Raw genomic sequence first — 23,893 nt, forward strand, 5'->3', positions numbered from 1 at the left:
CCCTTTGAGGCTCCTGAAGGAACGTTGAAGACGACGACGTTGATAGGCCGGTGGTGTAAGCGCAGCGATGCGTTGATCTAACCGGTACTAATGAACCGTGAGGCTTAACATTACAACGCCGAAGCTGTTTCGATGGGTTTGAGAGATTTTCAGCATTGATTCAGAGTTAAGTACACAATAGTTTGCGCAGCAGCAAGGCGGCAAGCGAAGGAAAAGAAGGAGCATACTGAAGTATGTGACTGACTTTACGAGCGCAGCCAACGCGGCTGATGCGATAAAGTATTGCGTACAGAGCACCAAGAATTTGCCTGGCGGCTGTAGCGCGGTGGTCCCACCTGACCCCATGCCGAACTCAGAAGTGAAACGCCGTAGCGCCGATGGTAGTGTGGGGTCTCCCCATGCGAGAGTAGGGAACTGCCAGGCATCAATTAAAGCCGAAAGCCCATCCTCACGGATGGGCTTTTTGCGTTTCTGCGTATTCTATCCCGTCTTTAAAGTTATCCCCCTAACCGATTCCATATACGGTAAACTATCCCGGTTTTTGCATCTGGATAGCGTCTATGAATCACTCCCTTAAGCCCTGGAACACCTTCGGTATTGACCGAAATGCCCGACAGATCGTGCGGGCCGACGATGCGCAGCAACTGCTGGCCGCATGGAATCACGCCACGCAACACCACCTCCCTGTTCTTATTCTGGGCGAAGGCAGTAACGTTCTCTTTCTGGAAGACTTTTCTGGTACGGTGATCGTTAACCGCATCAGCGGGATTAAAGTTGAAGAGGCGCAGGATTGCTGGCGTTTGCACGTGGGAGCCGGGGAGAACTGGCATCGCCTGGTGCAGTTTACCCTTGAAAATAATATGCCGGGTCTGGAAAACCTGGCGCTAATCCCTGGCTGTGCGGGTTCATCTCCTATTCAGAATATCGGTGCCTATGGCATCGAACTCAAACATGTTTGTGATTATGTCGACTGTATCGAGCTGGCAACGGGTAATCCGCTGCGTTTAAGTGCGGAACAGTGCCGCTTTGGCTATCGCGACAGCATTTTCAAACATGAGTATCAGGATAAATATGTCATCGTTGCGGTTGGTCTGCGCCTGACCAAAAACTGGCAGCCTGTCCTGACCTACGGCGATCTCACTCGTCTGGATCCTGCCACGGTCACTGCAAAAGAGATTTTCGACGCGGTTTGCCATATGCGAATGAGTAAATTGCCCGATCCGAAAGTGAACGGTAACGCCGGAAGCTTCTTCAAAAATCCGGTTATCTCCGGTGAAAAAGCCGAAACCTTACTCGCCCAGTGGCCGCAGGCGCCACACTATCCGCAGGCAGATGGCAGCGTTAAGCTGGCTGCGGGCTGGCTGATCGATCAGTGTCAGCTTAAAGGCACAACCTGTGGCGGCGCAGCGGTACATCGTCAGCAGGCCCTGGTGCTTATCAACGAAAACAATGCGACCAGCCGTGATGTCGTGCAGCTGGCCCATCAGGTGCGCCAGCATGTGGGTGAGAAATTTGATGTCTGGCTGGAGCCGGAGGTGCGCTTTATCGGCCATCACGGTGAAGTTAATGCGGTGGAGGCCATTGCATGAAGGATCATACCGTTCCCCTGAAGCTTATCTCTGTTCTGGCTGATGGCGATTTCCATTCCGGTGAACAGCTGGGCGAACAGCTGGGAATGAGCCGCGCCGCCATCAATAAACATATTCAGACCCTGCGTGACTGGGGAGTGGATGTCTTTACCGTGCCGGGCAAAGGCTACAGTCTGCCGGAGCCGGTTCAGCTCCTGGACGAAGCCTTTATCAGCGGTCAGATCACCGACAGCAGCGTTGCCGTTCTGCCGGTAATTGACTCTACTAACCAGTATCTGCTCGACCGGCTTGACACGCTACAGTCCGGCGACTGCTGCGTGGCAGAATACCAACAGGCGGGTCGTGGCCGCCGGGGACGTAAATGGTTTTCGCCTTTTGGCGCCAATCTTTATCTCTCCATGTACTGGCGTCTGGAACAAGGTCCCGCCGCCGCCATCGGCCTCAGTCTGGTGATTGGCATTGTGCTGGCAGAAGTGTTGCAGTCGCTGGGCGCCGACAAAGTGCGCGTGAAGTGGCCAAACGATCTCTATCTGAACGATCGCAAACTGGCCGGTATTCTGGTAGAACTGACCGGGAAAACCGGTGATGCCGCGCAGATCGTAATGGGTGCGGGGATAAATCTGGTGATGCGCAATGTACAGGCCGAAGATATTAATCAGGGCTGGATCAACCTGCAGGAAGCAGGGATCGCCATCGATCGCAATGTCCTTGCCGTGCAGGTGATTAACGAGCTACGCCATTCGCTGAAAATCTTCGAACAGGAAGGTTTAGCCCCGTTCCTGCCCCGCTGGGAAAAGCTGGATAACTTTGCTCACCGTGCGGTGAAGCTGATCATCGGCGACAAAGAGGTCTACGGCACGTCGCGCGGTATCAACGAGCAGGGCGCGCTGTTGCTGGAGCAGGATGGCGTGATTAAACCATGGGTCGGCGGCGAGATTTCACTGCGCAGCGCCGAATAAATTGCGGGGAGCCGCGGGCTCCCCGGTTCTTCAGCTATACCGCCGCCATCCCCCGTGCGAAGCGGCAACCAGAATAATCCCTAAACGCCTGGTTACACTCTCTTAAACAGTTCCCGATAAGGTATACTCTGAAAGCAGCAGGGTAACAGTTGATTAACCTGCCTTTCGCGTTTCTGGAGATCCATTTTGCGTGTCAGCCGCTCTTTAACTATCAAACAAATGGCGATGGTCACTGCCGTCACTATGGTGTTTGTTTTCGTCTTTTGCGTTATTTTGCTGTTTCATGCCATTCAGCAAAATCGCTACAACACGGCTACGCAACTCGAGAGCATCGCCCGCTCAATCCGTGAGCCTCTCTCTGCCGCTATTCTGAAGGGTGATATTCCTCAGGCGGAGTCCATTATCAAAAGCATCAAGCCGGCAGGGGTCGTCAGCCAGGCGGATGTTGTGCTGCCGAATCAGTTTCAGGCGCTACGCATGAACTTTATCCCGGAGCATCCGGTACCGGTGATGATGAAGCGGCTGTTTGAAATGCCGGTGCAGATCTCCCTTCCGGTCTATTCGTTGCAGCGTCCGGCGAACCCGCAGCCGCTGGCCTATCTGGTGCTACAGTCTGACTCCTGGCGGATGTACAAATTTGTCATCAGTTGGATCTCGACGTTGGTAACCACTTACTTATTGTTGACGCTGATGCTTACCGTGGCGCTGACCTGGTGCATAAACCGTCTCATCGTCCATCCGCTGCGTCGCATTGCCCGGGAGCTGGATACCCTCTCGCCGCAGCAACAGATGGGGCACCAGCTTGCCCTGCCGCGCCTGCATCACGACGACGAAATTGGCATGCTGGTCCGCAGCTACAACCTCAACCAGCAGCGTATGCTGCGCCAGCATGATGAGCTCAACCACAATGCCACCCGTTTCCCGGTGTCGGAACTGCCCAACAAGGCGTTTCTGATGGTGATGCTGGAGCAGGCGGTGAAGCGGCAGCAGACCATGGCGCTGATAGTGGTGGCCTGTGAAACATTGCAGGATACCGCCGGCGTGCTGAAAGAGAGCCAGCGAGAGATGGTCTTGCTGACGCTGGTTGAAAAGCTGAAATCCGTGCTTGCGCCGCGGATGGTACTGACGCAGGTAAGCGGCTACGACTTCGTGATTATCGCTAATGGCGTCAAGGAGCCGTGGCATGCCATCACATTAGGTCAGCAAGTGCTTACTGTTATCAATGAGCGGTTGCCGGTTCAGGGGATCCAGCTGCGCCCGAGCGCCAGTATTGGTATCGCCATGTTTTACGGCAACCTGACCGCAGAGCAACTTTACCGCCGGGCCTTTTCCGCCGCGTTTACCGCCCGGCAGAAGGGTAAGAATCAGATTCAGTTCTTTGAGCCCGAGCAGATGGAGAAAGCGCAGCAGCGGCTCTCAGAAGAGAACGATATTCTGACCGCGCTGGACAGCAACAATTTTGCCATCTGGCTACAGCCGCAGGTCGATCTGCGTACCGGTGAGGTCCATAGCGCCGAAGCGCTGTTGCGGATGCGTCAGCCCGATGGCAGTTGGGCGCTTCCGGAAGGGCTGATCGACCGTATTGAAAATTGCGGCCTGATTGTGACGGTGGGTCACTGGGTACTGGAAGAGTCCTGTCGTCTGCTGTCAGCCTGGCAGTCGCGTGGGGTGATGATGCCGCTATCGGTTAACCTGTCGGCGCTCCAGCTAATGCACCCCAACATGGTTCCGGACCTGCTGGCGATGATTCTCCGCTATCGGATTAAGCCGGATACCCTCATTCTGGAAGTGACCGAGAGCCGCCGAATTGACGATCCTAACGAAGCGGTAGCGATACTCCGCCCGCTGCGGAATGCCGGGGTGCGCATCGCGCTGGACGATTTTGGCATGGGATACGCTGGTCTGCGCCAGCTGCAACATATGAAAACCCTGCCGGTAGATGTACTGAAGATTGATAAGGCGTTTGTGGAGGGGCTGCCGGAAGACAGCAGCATGGTCGAGGCGATTATCCAGCTGGCGCGTAGCCTGAAGCTGAGCATTATTGCCGAAGGGATCGAAACCGAAGCCCAGCGTCATTGGCTGGCCGATGCCGGGGTAGAGTGCGGGCAAGGATATCTGTTCGATAAAGCCGTTCCTGGCGATATTTTTGAGAGTCGCTATCTTAAACACAATGCCAATAGCGCTGATGACTGAAATGTTGCTGGATTGTGCGAGTCAGCTCAAATTTCTTAACATTTGCGTTTCAATTTCAGCCTGAACTTCTATCTGTCCTGATTTATGGGTGGTATTTTAAGGCCGCAGGTAACGGGTAACCCTACATTTCCTGCGGCTTTTCTTCCCAAGGACATCTTATGAAAACCTCTCTCTTCAAAAGTCTTTACTTTCAGGTATTAACCGCCATTGCCATTGGTATTCTGCTTGGTCATTACTACCCTGAATTAGGCGCCCAGATGAAACCGCTTGGCGATGCTTTCGTTAAGCTGATTAAGATGGTGATCGCGCCGGTTATTTTCTGCACCGTCGTGACCGGTATCGCAGGCATGGAAAGCATGAAAGCCGTTGGCCGTACGGGTGCAGTGGCGCTGCTCTATTTCGAAGTCGTCAGTACCCTCGCGCTGATCATTGGTCTGGTGATTGTTAACGTCGTGCAGCCCGGCGCGGGCATGAACGTTGACCCCTCGACGCTGGATGCGAAAGCGGTGGCGGTCTACGCCGAGCAGGCGAAAGATCAGGGTGTGGTCGCCTTCCTGCTGGATGTGATCCCCGGCAGCGTAATTGGCGCCTTCGCCAGCGGGAATATTCTGCAGGTGCTGCTGTTCGCCGTGATGTTTGGTTTTGCCCTGCATCGCCTCGGCAGCAAAGGTCAGCTGATTTTTAACGTTATTGAAAGCTTCTCGCAGGTGATTTTCGGCATCATCAACATGATTATGCGTCTGGCACCCATTGGCGCCTTCGGGGCAATGGCCTTCACCATCGGTAAATATGGTGTCGGTACCCTCGTGCAGCTGGGCCAGCTGATCGTCTGCTTCTATATCACCTGTATACTGTTTGTGGTGGTGGTGCTGGGCAGCATCGCCCGCGCGACCGGCTTCAGCATCTTCAAGTTCATTCGCTACATCCGTGAAGAGCTGCTGATTGTGCTGGGCACCTCCTCATCCGAATCGGCGCTGCCGCGCATGCTCGATAAGATGGAGAAGCTGGGCTGCCGTAAATCGGTCGTCGGGCTGGTGATCCCCACCGGCTACTCCTTTAACCTGGATGGGACATCGATCTACCTGACGATGGCGGCGGTGTTTATCGCCCAGGCCACTAACAGCCATATGGATATCTTCCATCAAATTACGCTGCTGGTTGTGCTGCTGCTCTCCTCAAAAGGGGCGGCTGGGGTCACGGGGAGCGGATTTATCGTCCTGGCGGCAACCATTTCCGCGGTGGGACATCTGCCGGTGGCCGGCCTGGCGTTGATCCTCGGTATCGACCGCTTTATGTCTGAAGCCCGTGCGCTGACCAACCTGGTCGGTAACGGCGTGGCAACAGTAGTCGTGGCGAAGTGGGTAAAAGAGCTGGACCACAAAAAGCTCGACGATACGCTGAATAATCGTGCGCCAGACGGCAAAACACACGGTTTGTCCTCCTAAAATCTTCCCTCAGGCCCGCATTCCCTTGTCGGGGTGCGGGCTCCTGCGCATAATGGCCCAGCATACTTGTCATAATTCGATAAGATTTATTTCGGGTAAATTTCACTTCATGCCGTGACGTTTCGTTTCATGCGCGGTCTAATCGGAGTGTTTTGTACATCATATTTAGAGTGCGACAGGGCGTGTGGCACTCTTTGTTACCAGGAATGTTGATCAGGGGTTCACATGCAGGGCACAAAAATTCGACTCTTAACCGGCGGTTTGCTCATGATGGCAGCAGCCAGTTACGTGCAGGCTGACGCGCTCCAGCCGGACCCGGCCTGGCAACAGGGAACGCTGTCTAACGGTTTTCAGTGGCAAGTTTTAGCCACCCCACAGCGCCCCAGCGACCGCATTGAAATCCGCCTTTCCGTCAATACCGGCTCCCTGACCGAGAGTACGCAACAGAGCGGTTTCAGTCATTTCCTGCCCCGACTGGCTCTGACCCAAAGCGGTAGCCTTCAGGCTGTACAGGCCCGTTCACTGTGGCAACAGGGTATCGATCCGAAACGCCCGCTGCCGCCTGCTGTCGTCTCCTACGACTACACCATGTTTAACCTCAGCCTGCCAAACAACCGCAACGATCTGCTTAAAGAGGCGCTGACCTGGCTGTCAGATACCGCCGGTAACGTGTCCATTACCCCTGAGACGGTGAATTACGCCCTGAGCAACAGCGACATGGTGGCGACCTGGCCTGCGGATACCAAAGAGGGCTGGTGGCGCTATCGTCTGAAAGGTTCGGCGCTGCTGGGCCACGATCCGGCAGAGCCGCTAAAGCAACCGGTTGATATTGAACAGGTGAAGTCGTTCTACCAGACCTGGTATACCCCGGATGCCATGACCCTGATTGTGGTCGGTAACATTGATAGCCGCGCGGTGATTGAGCAGATTGGCAAAACCTTCGGCGAGCTGAAAGGCAAACGTAACACGCCAGCGCCGGTGCCAACGCTTTCACCTCTGCGCGCAGAGCCGGTGAGCATCATGACCGATGCCGTGCGCCAGGATCGTCTCTCCATCATGTGGGACAGCCCGTGGCAGCCGATTCGTGAGTCTGCCGCGCTGCTGCGCTACTGGCGCGCCGATTTAGCCCGTGAAGCGCTGTTCTGGCATGTTCAGCAAACCCTGAGTAAGAACAACGCCAAAGATATTGGTCTGGGCTTTGATTGCCGGGTGCTGTTCCAGCGCGCCCAGTGCGCCATTAATGTTGAGTCGCCGGGCGACAAGCTGAACGCCAATATGGCGATAGTGGCAAAAGAGTTGGCGAAAGTACGTGATAATGGCCTGAGCGAAGAGGAGTTCAACGCGCTGGTGGCGCAGAAAAATAATGAGCTGCAAAAACTGTTCGCCACCTATGCCCGTACCGATACCGATATCCTGATCAGCCAGCGTATTCGCTCCCTGCAAAATCAGGTGGTGGATATCGCGCCGGAACAGTATCAGAAGCTGCGCCAGGATTTCCTTAACAGCCTGACCGCGGATATGTTGAGCCAGGATCTGCGTCAGCAGCTTTCTCAGGATATGTCGCTAATTTTAATGCAGCCGAAAGGTGAACCTGAATATGATATGAAGGAGCTGCAGGCGACGTGGAACGACATTATGGCACGCGCGCAGTAAAAGGAAAAAGGCAACGTAAGTTGCCTTTTTTAATGGATACAGCCCTTAAGCAGGCATCGCTTCGCGTGGAATGATGGCGCCGCGATACTGGATCACCGTGCTGGCGGTCAGGTGGCCGCGCTGCGCTGCCGCTTCCGGCGTACCGCCCGTCAGACGCACCGCCAGATAGCCGGCGCTGAAGGAGTCACCCGCCGCGGTCGTATCAATCACTTTCTCTTTCGCCAGCTTCACCGCAGGTACTTCGATAACCGCTTCTCCGGCGATCGCCACCAGGCAGGAATCTGCCCCGCGCTTAATTACCACTTCGCTGACACCGGCGGCCTGCGTACGCGCAATCACCTCATCAACCGGCTTCTCGCCCCACAGCGCATCTTCGTCGTCGAGGGTTAAGAAAGCGATATCGGTGCATTCCAGCATCTGGCTATAGACCTGCTGCGTCTCTTCGCGGCTGGCCCACAGGCGTGGACGGTAGTTGTTGTCGAAAATCACCTTCCCGCCGTTGGCGCGGCATTCGCGCAGCAAGGAGAGCAGTTTTTCACGGCTGCTCTGGCTGAGGATCGCAAGGCTGATGCCGCTCAGATAGAGGTAGTCGAAATGGGCCAGCGTTTCGCAGATCTGCGCCGCGCTGTCGCTCTCCAGCCAGAATTTGGCGGCAGCTTCGTTACGCCAGTAATAGAAGGTGCGCTCGCCGGTGCTGTCGGTCTCGATGTAATAGAGGCCCGGCAGGCGGTTTTCCATCCGCTGGGTCAGGGAAGTATCGACATTTTCACTCTGCCATGCGTCCAGCATCTGCTGGCTGAAATTGTCGGTGCCCAGCGCCGTAACATAGTTTACCGCCAGCGCGTCAGCATCGACCTGACGAGCAATATATACGGAGGTATTTAAGGTGTCGCCACCAAAGCCGCGGCTGACTTCCGCGCCTTTCTGGGAGAGTTCGATCATACATTCGCCGATCACGGCAATTTTTTTGGACATAGTCGTGAACCTGGATAATTAAACTGCGGTTAGTTTGCGCTGGAGGCCGGAAGCGGTCAACTGTATTAAAACGACGTTCCATTATTTTTTTGAACTCGGACAAGTTCCTGACGGGTTTGATATCTCAGATTTTCATTTTCGTCCGCAACCGGACATAAAGTTCTCTTACCAGGAGCCGATAATCCTTTGACCAGTCCCGACAGGCTCTTTCCCATTCAACAGGACATCTGAAATGAAGTTAAGGCAGGACATCCAGCTGCTGAGCATCCCTGAAGCGAGTATTGAGAACTTACAGGAACACCGCTACTGGCTGCAATGTGAGCGCGCTTATACTTATCAGCCGATCTACCGTACCGACGGTAAGCTGATGGCGATTGAGATCCTGACCGTCGTGACCCATCCTTCAAACCCGGCACAGCGGATTGCACCGGATCGCTACTTCGCGGAAGTCCCCGTGCGTCATCGTCTGGATATCCTGGAGGAGCAGCTCGCCATGCTGGCGGTGAGACAAAACTTTTTCGCCGACAACAACATTCTGGCTTCGGTTAACGTCGATGGCCCAACTCTGCTGGCGGTGCGGCAGGATGAGAGCCTGCAGAAGCTGATCCAGCGGCTGCCGTGGCTGCGCTTTGAGCTGGTGGAGCACGTTCGTCTGCCGCAGGACTCCTCGTTTGCCACCATGTGTGAGTTTGGCCCGCTGTGGCTGGACGACTTTGGCACCGGTATGGCGAACTTCTCCGCCCTGAGCGAAGTGCGTTACGATTACATCAAAGTGGCGCGCGATCTGTTCATTATGCTGCGCCAGACGCCGGAAGGGCGCAATCTGTTCACGCTTCTGCTGCAACTGATGAACCGCTACTGCCAGGGGGTTATCGTCGAAGGCGTCGAGACGCTGGAAGAGTGGCGCGATGTACAGAACTCACCCGCCGCTGCCGCCCAGGGCTATTTCCTCTCCCGCCCGGTGTCGATGGAGACGCTCGACAACGTAATCATCACCCTGTAAAACCCAGCAGCTTCCCGTAATAGCGCGTGGTTAACGCGTTATTACCGGACGCTGCCGCCCCCTTTCCGCATGCCTGGACTATATTCATGAAAGGCAAGTGATTACTGAAAGGGAGTATGGGATGACAAAAACAGCGAAGATTATCACCTGGACAGGGGGAGTCTTCTTGTTGCTGATTGTGGTGCTGATTGTCGTGATCGCGACATTTGACTGGAACCGCCTCAAACCGACCATCAACCAGAAAGTCTCGACCGAACTTAACCGTCCTTTCGCTATTCGCGGGGACTTGGGCGTGGTATGGGAGCGGCAGAAGGGCGAAACGGGCTGGCGCAGCTGGATACCCTGGCCGCACGTTCACGCTAACGACGTTATTCTCGGCAACCCGCCGGACATTCCTGAAATCACCATGGTGCATCTCCCGCGCGTGGAGGCCACCCTTGCGCCGCTGGCACTGCTTACCAAAACGGTCTATCTGCCGTGGATCAAACTGCAACAGCCAGATGCCCGGCTGATCCGCCTGTCGGAGAAGACCAATAACTGGACCTTCGATCTGGCAGGCGATGATAAAGAAAAAGATCCTGATGCCCAGCCTTCGTCCTGGTCTTTCCGCCTCGATAATATTCTGTTCGATCGTGGGCGGATCGACGTGAACGACGCGGTCAGCAAAGCACAGATGGAGATCTTCGTCGATCCGCTGGGCAAGCCGGTACCCTTCAGCGAAGTGACTGGCGATAAAGGCAAAAAGGATAAGGTCGGCGATTACGTCTTTGGCCTGAAGGCGGAAGGGCGCTACAACGATCAGCCGCTGCGCGGCACCGGTAAAATTGGCGGTATGCTGGCGTTGCGCAGCGAAGGCACCCCCTTCCCGGTGCAGGCTGACTTCCGCTCCGGCAATACCCGGGTGGCTTTTGTCGGTACGGTGAACGACCCAATGAAGATGGGCGGCGTCGATCTGAAGCTGAAATTTGCCGGGGATTCGCTGGGCGAACTTTATGAGCTGACCGGCGTACTGCTGCCTGATACGCCGCCGTTTGAAACCGATGGTCGGCTGGTGGCGAAGATCAATTCGGAAGAGGCCTCGGTCTACGATTACCGCAACTTTAATGGCCGGATCGGTGACAGCGATATCCACGGTTCGCTGACCTACACCACCGGCAAACCGCGGCCGAAGCTGGAAGGGGATGTGGAGTCGCGTCAGCTGCGGCTGGCGGACCTCGGGCCGCTGATTGGCGTCGACTCCGGTAAAGGCACCAAAGCGGAGGAGGTACGCAAGCAGGCACCGCCGTCCGGCAAAGTGCTGCCGAACGACCGCTTCGAAACCGATAAGTGGGACGTAATGGATGCGGACGTGCGCTTCAAAGGGCGGCGGATCGAGCATGGCAGCAGCCTGCCTATCAGTAATCTTTCTACCCATATCCTCCTGAAAAACGCCGACCTGCGTCTGGAGCCGCTGAAGTTTGGTCTGGCTGGCGGCACCATCTCCTCAAATATCCATCTTGAAGGCGATAAAAATCCGATGCGGGGCCAGGCCGATATTCAGGCGCGACGGCTGAAGCTGAAGGAGCTGATGCCGGATGTGGAGCTGATGCAGAAAACCCTGGGGGAGATGAATGGCGATGCCAAAATTCGCGGTACCGGCAACTCTGTTGCGGCCCTGCTGGGGAACGGTAACGGCAATCTGAAGCTGCTGATGAACGACGGGCTGGTGAGCCGTAACCTGATGGAAATTCTGGGTCTGAACGTCGGGAACTTCATCGTCGGCCAGATCTTTGGCGACGACGAGGTGCGGGTAAACTGCGCAGCGGCCAATATTGACCTGGTCAACGGCGTCGCACGGCCGCAGATTTTCGCCTTCGATACTGAAAACGCGGTGATCAACGTCACCGGCACCGCCAGTATGGCCTCGGAACAGCTGGATCTCACCATCAACCCGGAAAGTAAAGGCATTCGCATCGTGACGCTGCGCTCGCCGCTGTACGTGCGTGGTAGCTTTAAAGATCCGGATGCGGGGGTGAAGGCGGGGCCGTTAATTGCTCGTGGTGCGGTGGCCGCTGCGCTGGCGACCCTGGTTACCCCTGCTGCAGCGCTGCTGGCGCTCATCTCGCCGTCTGAGGGGCAGGCCAATCAGTGTCAAACCATTCTGTCGCAGATGAAGAAATAGTGGGAGGCTTTGCCCGGCCTACAGGAGAATGTAGGCCGGGTAAGCGCAGCGCCACCCGGCATTAAGGATCACAATGACTGATGGCGAGTCTCGTGAGTCAGCAGCAGCGCAATCAGCGTCAGTGCCGCCATCGCCGCCAGGTAGATCCCTACGTATTGCAGACCGTAATTCGCCTGTAACCAGGTAGCGATATACGGCGCCACGGACGCACCCAGAATCGAAGAGACGTTATAGGAGAAGGAGGCGCCCGTGTAACGCACTTCGGTCGGGAACAGCTCTGGCAGCAGCGCGCCCATCGGACCGAATGTCAGCCCCATCAGGCTCAGGCCAATCAGCAGATACGCCATCACCAGCGCCGGATTACCGGAACCGAGCAGCGGCGGGAAGACGAACAGCGCAAACAGAATAATCAGCGAAGTGATCACAATCATGCTCGGGCGACGGCCAAAACGGTCGGCCAGCAGGCCCGCAATCGGCACCATCACGCCAAAACCGATAACCGCCATCATCAGCATCCACAGCACTTCGTTACGCGGCAGGCCCAGGCCCACCGGCGCAGGCGTGGTGCTGAAGGTCATGGAATAGACGGTCATGATATAGAACAGCGTGTAGGTCGCCAGCATGATGAAGGTGCCGAGCACGGTCACGCGAACGTGTTTGGTCAGCAGCGTGCCCAGCGGGATTTTTACCTGTTTTTTCGCGGCGGCCACTTTGGCAAACACCGGGGTCTCGTGCAGGGAGACGCGCACATAGAGGCCAATCAGCACCAGCACCGCCGAGAAGATAAACGGAATACGCCAGCCCCAGGTCATGAACTGCTCGTCAGTCAGCAGCCAGGAGAGCAGCAGGAAGGTGCCGTTGGCAAAGAAGAAGCCAATCGGCGCGCCCAACTGTGGGAAGGATCCATACAGCGCACGTTTGCGTGGCGGGGCATTTTCGGTGGCCAGCAGCGCCGCGCCGCCCCATTCCCCGCCCAGTCCCAGACCCTGGCCAAAACGGGCCAGCGCCAGAAGCAGCGGGGCCAGAATCCCGATGGTTTCATAGGTCGGCAGCAGGCCGATGGCAACGGTAGAGATACCCATGGTCAGCAGCGAAGCAACCAGGGTTACCTTACGCCCGACGCGATCGCCGAAGTGACCGAACAGGGCCGAGCCGATAGGGCGCGCAACAAAGGCGATGGCGAAGGTTGCCAGCGACTGTAGCGTGGCCGCCGTCGGGTCGCCCTGCGGGAAGAAGATATGCGGGAAAACGATAACCGCAGCGGTGGCGTAAATATAGAAGTCGAAGAATTCAATGGCGGTGCCAATCAGTGACGCGACGACGACTTTATTGCGCGAGTTAACCGGGGCGTTTTCCTGCTCTGAATTAAGTGTTGTGGCTGTGGCTTGCATAAACTTTTCTTATTTTTGGCGAACGAAAGGCCATATTACGCACAGCAAAAGCGATATTTCAATCTGTAACAAACGCAGCGGCCGGTGAAAAAGCGAGCAAAAAGCGGATAATTTTCGGACCAGAAGAATCACATCTATGAAATGCTTCACAGAAATAAAAAGTTGGAATATATAACTGGTTTTCGGTTAAATAAAAATTACAGGCTGGATTTATATGCTGAAATGATGAATCGGGCTGATATATTTCATTCTTATTCAGCCCGATAGGGGAATTAACGGTGGCTTTTACCGGGCATTCGCCGGTCATCCGGGTACTCGGCGGTGGCGATCCATGCCGCGCAGAAGAGGGTCAGTCTGGCGAAGAAATAGAAGAAGGCCAGCAACCCCAGCACGGAGCCGAATGCCGCCCCGGACGGGGAGGTCACCAGTGACGGCAGGGTGTAGGTCATCACGATTTTAATGACCTCAAAGCCGATAGCGGCAATGAACGTGCCGCGGATCAGCGCCTTACGGCGAGGGCGATGGCGCGGCAGGCGCCAGAAAATCCAGAAGAAGAGCAGGTAGTTCGCCAGCATCGAGATCCCTAACCCCACCAGATGCCAGACTGGCTTCAGCCACTCGATGGTGTCGAGATAGAGCGCGGAGATGATCATCTGCTGCGCCGAGCCTGCCGCGGAAGTGATGGAGAGGGTGATAACCAGCGCCACCAGCAGCCCGATCAGCGAGACGAAGTCGCGGAAATACTTAATCCAGATTTTCTCCTGGTCCTGCGGCTTACGCTCCCAGACGTCGCGGGACTGGGCGCGGATCGCTTCACGCAGGTTGCCCATCCAGTTGATGCCGGAGTAGAGCGCCACAAACAAACCGACAATCCCGACAGTAGTACGTTGCTGGACGGCGGTGTTGATGGTGCTTTTCAGGGTCGAGGCCAGCGTCGGATCGCTGACGTTTTGCAGGATTTTGCTGAAGATGTCCTGCAACAGCGTCGGGTGCGACACCAGCACAAACCCAGCTGCCGCAAAGGAGAGCATCAGGATGGGGATCATCGACAGGAAGGAGAAGTAGGTGATTGCGGCGCCAAACTGGTTGCCCAACCGATCGTTAAAACGCTCGGCGGCGCGCAGCAGGTGAGCAATCATCGGCCGCTGTTGGATCAGCTGGATGAGATCTTTCGCCTTGTCGAGCAGGCTGCCCCTTTTACGCACGGCGGTAATTTTGGGTTCATCTGGCGCCGGGGGCGGGCTATTTTCCAGTTTCTTAATCGGCTCGTAGTCCAGATCCTGGGTGGGACGTTGCTGGCTGTTATCCGGCATCAGTCACGTTTTCCTTATCGTTAGCGAGAGTTCATTGCAATTATAGCCTGCGCTCAGTCAACGTAGGTTTTCATGATTTCCGTGAGCCAGGCCATAAACAGATGTACCCGGCGGGAGAGGTTGCGGCGGTGGGGATAAATGAGCGACACCGGCATGGGCCTGGCGCGGTACTGCGGGAGGATCTCCAGCAGCTTTTTGGCCCGCAGGGCGTCACGCACGCCTACCCGCGGCACCTGAATAATTCCCAGCCCGGCGAGGGCGGAGGCATGGTAAGTCTCGGTGCTGTTGACCGTCAGGACACCGCCGGTCTTAACCCAGTGGGTCGCTTCACCATCGTAATATTCGAACCCCTGGGGCCGGGTGCCGAGATGCGTTGCGTAATGCACCACCGCATGGGAGGTTAAATCATCCAGCCCGTCGGGATAGCCAAAACGCGACAGATAATCGGGGCTGGCGCAGTTGATCACCGACAGCCTGCCGAGCGGGCGGGCAATTAAGCCGGAATCTTTCAGGGTGCCGACGCGCACCACGCAATCAAATCCTTCCCGAATCACATCCACCAGCCGGTCGCTGCTGCTCAGCTCCAGTTCAATGCCGGGGTACTGTTGCAGGAAGAGCGGCAGTTTGGGGATGACTAAATTTCGCGCAACGTTGGCCGGCATATCGACGCGTATTCTTCCACTGACGCTGGCAGGGTCGTGCAAAAAAAGACCATCCAGTTCTTCCATATTGGTCAGCAGATCTTTGGCCCGCTCGTAGTAGACCATACCGTCCTGCGTCAGGCTGACCCGACGCGTGGTGCGGTGCAGTAACTGGGTGCCAAGCCCGTTCTCCAGCGCCTGAATCTGGCGCGATACGCTACCTTTAGGCAGGCCCATTGAATCTGCGGCGCGGGAAAAACTCTCCAGTTCAGCGACGCGAATAAATAACTGCATTGCGTGAATTTTATCCATAGGGAGCGCTCATTGTTGTTTATTTTGAAACAGTGAAGCGTTGCGTAGCGTATTTATTGATTTTCTATCACCTAATAAGCTCTTTCTCAATCATCACAACAGCCGAAACGAGGTTTCTTATGACTGAACGTATAGCAATAGTGACCGGCGGCAGCCGCGGGCTCGGTAAAAACGCGGCGCTGAAGCTGGCAGCAAAGGGTGTCGGGATCCTGCTGACCTACAACCGGAGCGAGCAGGAAGCGCTCGAAGTTGTACGTGAAATTGAACAAAAAGGGGTAAAAGCAGCAGCATTGCAGCTGAACGTCGGGGATATTGCCAGCTTTGAACAGTTCGCCACTAAGGTGAGTGAAAAACTGCATTCAGTCTGGAAGCGCAACACCTTCGATTATTTGTTGAACAACGCAGGTGTGGGTTTATATGCCCCCTATATGGAAACCACTGAAGCGCAGTTTGATGAAGTGATGAACATCCATTTCAAAGGCCCGTTCTTTCTGACCCAGGGGCTATTGCCGCTGATGGAAAACGGCGGGCGGATCCTCAACGTCTCATCTGGCCTGGCTCGTTTTGCGCTACCGGGCTCCAGCACCTATGCGGCGATGAAAGGGGCTATGGAAGTGCTCACCCGCTACCAGGCTAAGGAGCTGGGGGCGCGCGGGATCACCGCCAACATTATCGCCCCGGGGGCTATCGAAACCGATTTTGGCGGCGGTCGCGTACGCGATAACAAAGCAATCAATCAGCAGATCGCCTCCCAGACAGCGTTGGGCCGCGTTGGGTTACCGGACGATATCGGCGATGCGATTGCGGCGCTGCTCAGCGACGAACTCGGCTGGATGAATGCGCAGCGCGTTGAGGTCTCCGGAGGGATGTTCCTGTAATCAGGTGCCGGGGAGGGAGCCCCGCGGCACGCTTAGCAGTACTCTTTTCTTAACAGCCCAAACAGCCAGTCGTTTTGCCACTCACCTGCCAGCCAGTAGCTTTCGCGCAGTTCACCTTCCAGCACAAAGCCCACTTTTTCCAGCAGACGTTTAGAGGCGACATTGCCCGCCGTCACCGTAGCGGTCAAACGGCGGATATCTCCCTGCATAAAGGCGTAATCGCACACCGCCTGTAAGGATTCAAAGCCGTAACCTTTGCCCTGCGCCTGCGGGGCGAAAAGGAACCCCACTTCGGCACAATCATCATCGCGATGAATATAGCCCGTGACCCCAAGCGGGGTCTGATTGTGATCGCGCACCACCAGGCACAGCCAGTGATCACTGCCTGGAGACCACGCGGGCAGGCGAGAGGTAAATGTTTCGCGAATGGCCTCTTCCGGACGGGCTTCGGCCACGTAGCGCATCACATCGGGGTGTTGCTGTAGGGAGAGAAAAAAGGGCCAGTCCTCTTCCTGCAGTGGGGAACAGGTTAAACGCGGGGTGTGCAGCACAGGCATGCCAGATCTCCGGGAGCTTTTGTAAATGATATTAACATTATCACTGAAATAGTGCCGGTTATCGGGTATGTTTAATCTGGTATAACCACTTAAAAAACAACCGCTCTCCGTTCGCTGCGCCTGAATCTTTGCGCGGCAGTTAAGGATAATGATGACCCTCAGTAAATCGCACGTGATCCGCGAGCAGTTTGAACGCTGTCTGGGAATTATTCGTCAGGCCTCTGTGGAGATCCTGCTCCTGTTAAAGGTGCATGTTGCCGAAGGCAAAGATCCCCGTTGGTTCCTTGAGCAGCTGGATTCCGCCAGGCTGGCGCTGGGGGGCTGGGCGAGCGTGGCAAAACGCCTGAACCTCAACGATGCGGAGCTCTCACAATTCACCCTGCAATTGCGGCTTTTGCAGCAGCGGGTGCCGCAGTATGAGAGCGGGCAGGATGTGAGCGACAACCAGCTGATTGCCGCGACGCGCTTTGTGACGGCCCTGGAACACCTGCGTTTGCAGCAGCCGCTGCTGACCTACAGTACCGAAATGAGCCCCGGCGATGAGCTTCAGCAACAGCAAGCCCGGAAACAGGTACGTGCGCTGGAATTGATGATTAAAGGGCTGATTATGCAGGCCTGGCCAGATCCAACGCGCCTGAACAATCACCTCAAAACGCTCTTCGGTGCCGATCGGGTTCGCCGCTGGCTGCAGCAGGGCGAGCGCAACGATGCCCTCGGCGGCATGATGTTTAGCGAGCTGGCGCTGATGCTGGTGGACAAGAAAGAGTACTCCCGCTCTTATTCGGCGCTGTTCAGCGATCCCGCTCTGCTGACGCTGATGGTGGAACCGCGTAAGACGCTCCACTCCTTTCTTGATGATATCCGCCTGATCCGCAACAACATCATTGCCCGGCAGCCGCTGACCTCTGCGCAAATCCTGCTGCTGGACAACTACTACGCCCAGATTGCCGGCCCCGTTCAGCGTGCCTTTAACGAAGGCCGTACCGCCGTAAACCCGACGGGGTTGATGGCAGAGAATAACCACGAGCTGGAGCTCTTCTGGGAAAATGCGCGAGAAAAAAGCCGGGCCACCGGCGATGACATTTTTGAGGTGCGCGACGCTATCGATAAACCGAACCGTCGGCCCGCGCGCACCCCGGAGCAACGCGATCATCTGATCTCGGTGGGACTGTGGGGGGCGGTGGGGGTGATGGTGATGGGAATGCTGGCGGCGGGTACCTGGCTATTAATGGAAAGCAGCACGCCGACCCAGGCGGCCAGTACCACCTCGCCTCCTGTGCAAACGGCGGCGGAAGAGATGCGTGAGTCGCCCTCCTCCCGCGAAACGCTGACGCGCATGGGCGTCACCTGGGATGAGAATAACTTCCGCGCAGCGATTGACAGGAACGATACCCGCGTGGCGCTGCTGTTTCTGAAGGCGGGAATGGAGTGGAAGCTCTCCTGGACAGAGCACGCCCTGTCGGTGGGACATCGGGAGGTGCTGGATATCCTGATGCGCTATCGTCTGCAGATGGGGCAGGCGAAGCCCTGCCGACAGTTTATCAACACCCTCGCACACGCGATGTCAGCGGGCGAACCGCTGACGGATCTGCGTAAAGAGTATCTGCAGGCATTTTGTACCGTTCCGGCGGTGGTAGAACGCCAGCGACGCGAGATGGATCAGGCGAAGCGGCGGGCACAGGCCCAGCCGGACGCCAGTACCAAAAAATGGCAGACGATTCATACAGCCATTTATGAGGTGATCCGCTGACAACGCGGGGAGCTACGGCTCCCCGTACAGGCCAATGAGTCTGCGCACCACGCCGTTAGTCCAGCCAAAACCGTCCTGCAGGGGATACTCACCCCCGCCCCCTTCCCGGGGCTGGCTGCTGGCGATGTGGTACTTCTCGATGAGCTTGTGATTCATTTTGTAGAAATGGTTTACCGTGTGCAGCCAGCTCCACGCGATCTCATCCCCCAGAGAATCATTGCCGTATTGTTTGAATCCCTGGATCGCCATCCACTGTAATGGCGCCCAGCCGTTAGGTTTATCCCACTGCTCCCCGGTTTCATACTCGGTGGCAAGGATACCGCCCGGCGTCAGGAGCCGCGCTTTTACCGCGTCGGATAACCGTTCGGCCTGCTCATGGGTACACATACCGACATACAGCGGCACGATGCTGGCCGCGGAAAAGAGCGCCAGCTGCTCCCGGCGCCAGTCATAATCGCGATAGCAGCCGTTCTCCTCATCCCACAGATAGCGGTTAACCGCCGCGCGGCGATCGCTCGCTTTCTGGCGGAAGCGATCCGCAGTCTCTTTATCCCCTTTTGAGGCTGAAATATTGGCGATGGCGCTCTCCAGCTTGAACAGGAACGCGTTGAGATCGATAGGGATAAACTGCGTGGTGCGGATACTCGCCAGCCGGCTCGGATCCCGCAGCCAGCGGGAGGAGTAGTCCCAACCGGAGGCAGCCCCGGCGCGCAGATCGCGATAGACCTCGTTAGGTGGACGCCCGGAGTGACGGGCGGTTTCAACGTCCTCTATCCAGGATTCATCCCTTGGAGTGTCACGGTCATCCCAGTAACGGTTGAGCAGAGAGCCGTCCGGCATACGTACCGCACTGCGGTAAGCCTGGTTGAGCAGCAGCGACTCTGCGCCGTCCATCCAGAAGGCGTACTCCATCTTCAGATGGTCCAGATAGCGTTTGGCACCGCGCACGCCATCCTCTTCAAACAGCTCCACCATCAGGGCAAACACCGGCGGTTGCGAGCGGCTCAGATAGTAGGTGCGGTTGCCGTTAGGAATATGACCGTACTTTTCAATCATCCACGCAAAGTTATCCGCCATGCACTTGAGCATGTCGTGGCGACCGCTTTCGGCCAGCCCCAGCATGGTAAAATAGGAGTCCCAGTAGTAGGTCTCGCTGAATCGCCCGCCGGGGACGATGTAGGCCTGCGGCAGCGCCAGCAGTGACGACCACGGGATATGATCTTGCGGCTCCCGGGTCAGTACCGGCCACAGGTTGTCGATATGGTCTTTGAGCGAGAAAGAGGGATCCGATACATATTCGCTCGACAGCACTTCTGGCAGCCAGAAGTGGTTTTCCACAAACTGGCGCAGGTCAAAGTCGCGGTGTCGTCTCACCTTGCGATAGCGGATAAGGATATCCAGCGGATCCATTTTCGGCGCACAGTCGGGAAAGGTTTTGCTGTCTTCAAACAGTCGCGACGACTGAACATGCTCGAAGAGTTCAAGGTAGCGATCGGCAGGGGTGAGCGCATCGGATGCGGGCAGCCCTTCAATCATTTCAGGTTCCGGTTCCGCCTCGAGCATTTCATCCAGTTTTAACTCGCAGGGATCGATTTCGTAGAGAAGTTCTTGTTCTATGTCGAACTCTACGGTCTCTACAGTGCGTATTTTCTGGTTGAACATGGTGGTCAGGACCTCCGGTTTGCGTAGTCTCAGGTCTGGTTTTATCCGGTTGCTTACTAATCTTAGACATTCGCTTCGGTCTGTGAAGAGGTATATGTGCGGTAGATCACATTTTACTGGCGGGGCAAAACGGGCACTACTGGAGGCATGTTGATGTTATTGCAGGCAATAAACGGGCAATCCAGCAGTGCGCAGGCGATCTAAAATTCGGATCATTCGCTTTGCAACAGAGTATGAATCAGAGGGCTTCTTCTGTCTCCTCGTTGAAGCGCCAGGCTTTCGCGCGGTCAAAAATCTCTTCAGAGGAGAGACGGGCGCGGAAACCCCGGCCTTCAGGCTGAATTACGATCTGTAGGGATGCTGATAGCGCGACAGGTTGCTCATTACTGTCGGTCCCGATGTTGGCATTTGGGGCGAAGTGGGCAATAGCCTCAGCAAACGCCTCCTGCATCTCTTCATGCGTTTTATAATGCGCATCTTCGATATTAAGGGCGCTATGGAGAAGAGCGCAGTCAAGCATCGTGCCCTGCAACCAGTAGCATGAAGAGGAATAGGCGGCGCACCAGGTCAGTTTGCTACCTTCCAGAAACGCCTCCAGTAAATGGGGGTCGCTGCCCGCAAAACATGAGCCCAGCATCAAACCTTTGATGTTGAACTTCCGGGATTTATCATTAATGGCGTCAAGGATGTCGGTGAGAGAAACATCGCCGATACGGGTTTTACTGCCATGCGCCGCAATATAGACGAGGGTATTATCAAATTTCTGACGGCACAGGCAATCCAGCGCAATCTCGAAGCTCTTTTTATTATAAAAATTCAGAGAGTAGACCTCAGTGTCGCCATGCATTTTGGCAATTCCGTGCACGAACGGCAGCACGGATGAGCGGTTGGCATCATAATCATCGAGTTTCCACGGTGATTCAAACACCAGAATAGCGTTCTTACTTTTGCTGATTGGCATTAAATATCCCCTTAAGGTAAATTATTTTTGTAGTTGTTTAATAACGCTGTGTATTCGACTTTTCTTTTATTGGCCAACTCTGCAAATAAGTGTCCAAAATCGCCATTGTTTCGCTACGCGCAAATAAGTAATTAAGGCCTTTCACCTCGTCGTCATCGTCTCTGATGACGCGCTCAAACAGGAAATCCTTATGAACCTTAACGCGAAGCGTCAGGGCGCTATGCCTTTTTCTTTTGCAAAGCCGAGCGGCTATCAATCCACTATAACAGAACTGCAGGGGCTGCTGGAAAGCCACCATTTAGCATGGCTGGATATTTTTGAAGGAGAGAACAACGCCATTATTTTCCGCTGTAATCTGAAGCAGAGTGTGTTCCGCAATATACAGTTCAGCAGTTTATTAATTAACCGCTGTTATATCGACGAGCTCTGTTTTGAAAATTGCGATATGCGCAATGTCTTTTTATCAAATAGCGTGGTTACGCAGCCGATCCGCTTACGCTATTGCCAGGTGGCGGGAATGCGCCTGTTAAATATGCCACGCAGAATGTTTATTTTTGAGGAGTGTACCGGCGTCGGGCAGATCCTGTTTGCCTGACACCGGTGAGGCACGATCAGTGCGCCTGACGTGGATCGCCTGCTATTTCATCAGTCTTTTGCCGGGTCTCTTCGCTTTGATTCAGGGCATTGCTGGCCGCTTTTTCCGCATGGGCCGCGCTATAGGCCGCCAGATGCGAAACCACAATGGCGTAAATACTCATCAGAGAGACCCAAAGAATACTGTTTTTCCACCACAGAAGGGTGGGTATGGTTAACATCGCCCATACCAGGGCAAGAATCAGATGGAATTTAGCCAGCCTTTTTGCGTTGATCTTCACTTGCATACTCTTTTCTCTAATCTTAATTAATCGATCCAGGTAAGCGCTTAATACTTTTTAAGCGTAGCCAGGCCTGCCGTCATTACCGGTGAATTTTGTTACCGTATGTACATCTGCGCCAGCAGCGGCGTGGCGGTGGGGGAGGGTGCATAAAAAAACCGGCCACTGAGGGCCGGTCTTTAAACGTGCATACTCGCTGACAAGGCGAACTAACGCATGGTCACGAACTCTTCTGCCGCCGTTGGGTGAATAGCTACGGTATTATCGAAGTCTTTCTTGGTCGCACCCATTTTCAGCGCGACCGCAAAGCCCTGCAGGATCTCATCCATACCAAAGCCGATACCGTGAATGCCGACAATCTTCTCATCCGGGCCGACGCACACTAACTTCATGCGGCACGGCTGACGGTGAGACGTGACCGCGGTATACATGGCGGTGAAGGCGGATTTATACACTTTCACCTGGTCGTCGCCATAGTGCGCTCGCGCCTGAGGCTCGGTTAAACCGACGGTACCGATTGGCGGGTGGCTGAAGACCACGGTCGGGATGTTGTTGTAATCCAGGTGCTCTTCCGGTTTGTTGTTAAACAGACGCTCGGAAAGACGACGACCCGCGGCGACAGCAACAGGGGTCAGTTCAACGGCGCCGGTATTATCGCCCACGGCGTAGATGCCCGGTACGCTGGTGTTCTGGAACTTATCGACAACGATATAGCCTTTCTCATTGGTTTTGACACCCGTGACGGCCAGGTTGAAGTTGTCGTTTGCGGGTTCACGGCCAATGGCCCAGATCAGGCAATCAACGGTCTGGCTGCGGCCATCTTCCAGCTCAAGGGTCAGGCTGCCGTCAGCGTTTTTCACAACCGCTTTCGGAATGGCTTCGGTATGCAGATGTGGGCCTTCGGCATTCATCACCTCCACCAGGGTATCGACGATCAGCGGATCGAAGTTGCGCAGCGGGGCGTGTTTACGCACAAACAGGTGCGCTTCGGCGCCGAGGCCGTTAATCACGCCCGCCAGCTCCACGGCGATGTAACCCGCGCCAACGATGGCAACGCGTTTCGGCAGGGCAGGCAGCTCAAAGAAACCGTCGGAGTCGATACCGTATTCCGCACCCGGAATAGCTGGATGACTCGGGCGGCCACCGGTAGCGATCAGGATATGATCGGCGGTGATCGTTTCACCGTTGACTTCGATCGTCTTCGCATCGACAAAGCGGGCAAAACCGCGGATCACATCGACATTATTCTTGCCCAGCACGTTATCGTAGGAGGTGTGAATACGATCGATGTAGGCGGTACGGCTGGCGATCAGACGATCCCAGTCGAAGTTATTAATGGTGGTATCAAAACCATAATCCGGGCCATAGAGATGGATGGCCTCGCGGATCTGCGCCGCATGCCACATCACCTTTTTCGGTACACAACCGACGTTAACGCAGGTGCCGCCGAGATCTTTTGCTTCAATCAGCGCGCACTTCTGGCCGTACATGGCCGCACGGTTAATCGAGGCGATACCGCCGCTGCCGCCGCCGATAGCGATGTAATCGTAATGCTTGGTCATGGTCTTATCCTTA

Annotated in this window: 17 protein-coding genes, 2 rRNA genes and 2 pseudogenes; 12 read left to right on the forward strand and 9 right to left on the reverse strand. The window is 55.7% G+C overall.

The window, feature by feature from the left end; all coding sequences use genetic code 11:
• The 7 genes and pseudogenes from B3X29_RS15805 to B3X29_RS15835 all read left to right on the forward strand — a co-directional run.
• Positions 1-112: ribosomal RNA gene (locus tag B3X29_RS15805) — 23S ribosomal RNA — on the forward strand; the annotation flags it as partial.
• 195 nt (positions 113-307) lie between these two features.
• Positions 308-423, forward strand: a 5S ribosomal RNA gene (rrf, locus tag B3X29_RS15810).
• Between the two features lie 137 nt (positions 424-560).
• Complete coding sequence (gene murB, locus B3X29_RS15815) at positions 561-1,589, forward strand: UDP-N-acetylmuramate dehydrogenase (protein WP_103177407.1); 1,029 nt, start codon at positions 561-563, stop codon at positions 1,587-1,589.
• Positions 1,586-2,548: a bifunctional biotin--[acetyl-CoA-carboxylase] ligase/biotin operon repressor BirA gene (gene birA / locus B3X29_RS15820; protein WP_156655347.1), complete on the forward strand. Its 963-nt coding sequence runs from the start codon at positions 1,586-1,588 to the stop codon at positions 2,546-2,548. Before murB ends, birA begins: the two co-directional genes overlap by 4 nt.
• Positions 2,549-2,734: 186 nt before the next feature.
• The gene (gene hmsP / locus B3X29_RS15825) at positions 2,735-4,741 is read left to right on the forward strand and encodes a biofilm formation regulator HmsP (RefSeq protein ID WP_210406389.1); all 2,007 of its coding nucleotides are present in this window, start codon (positions 2,735-2,737) and stop codon (positions 4,739-4,741) included.
• Between the two features lie 158 nt (positions 4,742-4,899).
• A complete protein-coding gene (gene dctA, locus B3X29_RS15830; RefSeq protein WP_114316450.1) occupies positions 4,900-6,186 on the forward strand; it encodes a C4-dicarboxylate transporter DctC in 1,287 nt (428 codons plus the stop codon).
• A gap of 225 nt (positions 6,187-6,411) precedes the next feature.
• Positions 6,412-7,824 (forward strand): annotated as a pseudogene (locus tag B3X29_RS15835) (M16 family metallopeptidase); the annotation flags it as partial.
• Between the two features lie 60 nt (positions 7,825-7,884).
• Here B3X29_RS15835 and B3X29_RS15840 read toward each other — a convergent pair.
• On the reverse strand, positions 7,885-8,814 hold the full coding sequence (locus B3X29_RS15840; RefSeq protein ID WP_103824715.1) for a sugar kinase: 930 nt from the start codon (positions 8,812-8,814) through the stop codon (positions 7,885-7,887).
• A 232-nt stretch (positions 8,815-9,046) separates the two neighbouring features.
• On the opposite strand from B3X29_RS15840, the gene pdeH reads away from it, so the two are divergent.
• Together pdeH and B3X29_RS15850 are read left to right on the forward strand one after the other, a co-directional pair.
• Positions 9,047-9,817: a cyclic-guanylate-specific phosphodiesterase gene (pdeH, locus tag B3X29_RS15845; RefSeq protein ID WP_103177401.1), complete on the forward strand. Its 771-nt coding sequence runs from the start codon at positions 9,047-9,049 to the stop codon at positions 9,815-9,817.
• A gap of 121 nt (positions 9,818-9,938) precedes the next feature.
• A complete protein-coding gene (locus B3X29_RS15850) occupies positions 9,939-11,978 on the forward strand; it encodes an AsmA family protein (RefSeq protein WP_156655344.1) in 2,040 nt (679 codons plus the stop codon).
• Positions 11,979-12,046: 68 nt separating this feature from the next.
• Here B3X29_RS15850 and B3X29_RS15855 read toward each other — a convergent pair whose 3' ends face one another.
• The 3 genes and pseudogenes from B3X29_RS15855 to B3X29_RS15865 all read right to left on the reverse strand — a co-directional run bounded on the left by B3X29_RS15855 (position 12,047) and on the right by B3X29_RS15865 (position 15,635).
• Entirely contained in the window at positions 12,047-13,369 is a 1,323-nt protein-coding gene (locus tag B3X29_RS15855; protein ID WP_103177399.1) for an MFS transporter, read from the reverse strand.
• A gap of 272 nt (positions 13,370-13,641) precedes the next feature.
• A pseudogene (gene yhjD / locus B3X29_RS15860) lies at positions 13,642-14,535 on the reverse strand (inner membrane protein YhjD); the annotation flags it as partial.
• A gap of 200 nt (positions 14,536-14,735) precedes the next feature.
• Complete coding sequence (locus B3X29_RS15865; RefSeq protein WP_103177397.1) at positions 14,736-15,635, reverse strand: LysR family transcriptional regulator; 900 nt, start codon at positions 15,633-15,635, stop codon at positions 14,736-14,738.
• A gap of 119 nt (positions 15,636-15,754) precedes the next feature.
• On the opposite strand from B3X29_RS15865, the gene B3X29_RS15870 reads away from it, so the two are divergent.
• The gene (locus B3X29_RS15870) at positions 15,755-16,513 is read left to right on the forward strand and encodes an SDR family NAD(P)-dependent oxidoreductase (protein WP_156655342.1); all 759 of its coding nucleotides are present in this window, start codon (positions 15,755-15,757) and stop codon (positions 16,511-16,513) included.
• Positions 16,514-16,545: 32 nt separating this feature from the next.
• Here the strand turns inward: B3X29_RS15870 and B3X29_RS15875 are convergent, their stop codons facing one another.
• Complete coding sequence (locus B3X29_RS15875; RefSeq protein WP_103177395.1) at positions 16,546-17,070, reverse strand: GNAT family N-acetyltransferase; 525 nt, start codon at positions 17,068-17,070, stop codon at positions 16,546-16,548.
• 151 nt (positions 17,071-17,221) lie between these two features.
• Here B3X29_RS15875 and B3X29_RS15880 point away from each other — a divergent pair, with 151 nt between their 5' ends.
• On the forward strand, positions 17,222-18,820 hold the full coding sequence (locus B3X29_RS15880; RefSeq protein WP_103177394.1) for an STY4199 family HEPN domain-containing protein: 1,599 nt from the start codon (positions 17,222-17,224) through the stop codon (positions 18,818-18,820).
• A 12-nt stretch (positions 18,821-18,832) separates the two neighbouring features.
• Here the strand turns inward: B3X29_RS15880 and B3X29_RS15885 are convergent, their stop codons facing one another.
• Entirely contained in the window at positions 18,833-20,482 is a 1,650-nt protein-coding gene (locus B3X29_RS15885) for an alpha,alpha-trehalase (protein WP_103177393.1), read from the reverse strand.
• Between the two features lie 238 nt (positions 20,483-20,720).
• Positions 20,721-21,443 (reverse strand): hypothetical protein, encoded by a 723-nt coding sequence (locus B3X29_RS15890; RefSeq protein ID WP_103177392.1) that lies wholly within the window; start codon positions 21,441-21,443, stop codon positions 20,721-20,723.
• A 190-nt stretch (positions 21,444-21,633) separates the two neighbouring features.
• Here B3X29_RS15890 and B3X29_RS15895 point away from each other — a divergent pair, with 190 nt between their 5' ends.
• A complete protein-coding gene (locus B3X29_RS15895) occupies positions 21,634-22,038 on the forward strand; it encodes a hypothetical protein (RefSeq protein WP_103177391.1) in 405 nt (134 codons plus the stop codon).
• Between the two features lie 16 nt (positions 22,039-22,054).
• Here the strand turns inward: B3X29_RS15895 and B3X29_RS15900 are convergent, their stop codons facing one another.
• Complete coding sequence (locus tag B3X29_RS15900; protein WP_103177390.1) at positions 22,055-22,324, reverse strand: monooxygenase; 270 nt, start codon at positions 22,322-22,324, stop codon at positions 22,055-22,057.
• A gap of 203 nt (positions 22,325-22,527) precedes the next feature.
• Positions 22,528-23,880, reverse strand: a complete 1,353-nt coding sequence (gene gorA, locus B3X29_RS15905) for a glutathione-disulfide reductase (protein WP_103177389.1) — start codon at positions 23,878-23,880, stop codon at positions 22,528-22,530.
• Between the last annotated feature and the right edge of the window lie 13 nt (positions 23,881-23,893).

Origin of the sequence: Leclercia sp. UBA5076, from assembly GCF_002416465.1 — a bacterium.
In the GTDB taxonomy this organism is placed as follows: domain Bacteria; phylum Pseudomonadota; class Gammaproteobacteria; order Enterobacterales; family Enterobacteriaceae; genus Enterobacter.

Excerpts from the sequence above, each read along its gene's own strand:
- murB (WP_103177407.1), top strand. The coding sequence starts at position 561 with ATGAATCACTCCCTTAAGCCCTGGAACACCTTCGGTATTGACCGAAAT.
- birA (WP_156655347.1), top strand. The coding sequence starts at position 1,586 with ATGAAGGATCATACCGTTCCCCTGAAGCTTATCTCTGTTCTGGCTGAT.
- dctA (WP_114316450.1), top strand. The coding sequence starts at position 4,900 with ATGAAAACCTCTCTCTTCAAAAGTCTTTACTTTCAGGTATTAACCGCC.
- B3X29_RS15840 (WP_103824715.1), bottom strand. The coding sequence starts at position 8,814 with ATGTCCAAAAAAATTGCCGTGATCGGCGAATGTATGATCGAACTCTCC.
- pdeH (WP_103177401.1), top strand. The coding sequence starts at position 9,047 with ATGAAGTTAAGGCAGGACATCCAGCTGCTGAGCATCCCTGAAGCGAGT.
- B3X29_RS15850 (WP_156655344.1), top strand. The coding sequence starts at position 9,939 with ATGACAAAAACAGCGAAGATTATCACCTGGACAGGGGGAGTCTTCTTG.
- B3X29_RS15855 (WP_103177399.1), bottom strand. The coding sequence starts at position 13,369 with ATGCAAGCCACAGCCACAACACTTAATTCAGAGCAGGAAAACGCCCCG.
- B3X29_RS15865 (WP_103177397.1), bottom strand. The coding sequence starts at position 15,635 with ATGGATAAAATTCACGCAATGCAGTTATTTATTCGCGTCGCTGAACTG.
- B3X29_RS15870 (WP_156655342.1), top strand. The coding sequence starts at position 15,755 with ATGACTGAACGTATAGCAATAGTGACCGGCGGCAGCCGCGGGCTCGGT.
- B3X29_RS15875 (WP_103177395.1), bottom strand. The coding sequence starts at position 17,070 with ATGCCTGTGCTGCACACCCCGCGTTTAACCTGTTCCCCACTGCAGGAA.
- B3X29_RS15880 (WP_103177394.1), top strand. The coding sequence starts at position 17,222 with ATGACCCTCAGTAAATCGCACGTGATCCGCGAGCAGTTTGAACGCTGT.
- B3X29_RS15885 (WP_103177393.1), bottom strand. The coding sequence starts at position 20,482 with ATGTTCAACCAGAAAATACGCACTGTAGAGACCGTAGAGTTCGACATA.
- B3X29_RS15890 (WP_103177392.1), bottom strand. The coding sequence starts at position 21,443 with ATGCCAATCAGCAAAAGTAAGAACGCTATTCTGGTGTTTGAATCACCG.
- B3X29_RS15895 (WP_103177391.1), top strand. The coding sequence starts at position 21,634 with ATGAACCTTAACGCGAAGCGTCAGGGCGCTATGCCTTTTTCTTTTGCA.
- B3X29_RS15900 (WP_103177390.1), bottom strand. The coding sequence starts at position 22,324 with ATGCAAGTGAAGATCAACGCAAAAAGGCTGGCTAAATTCCATCTGATT.
- gorA (WP_103177389.1), bottom strand. The coding sequence starts at position 23,880 with ATGACCAAGCATTACGATTACATCGCTATCGGCGGCGGCAGCGGCGGT.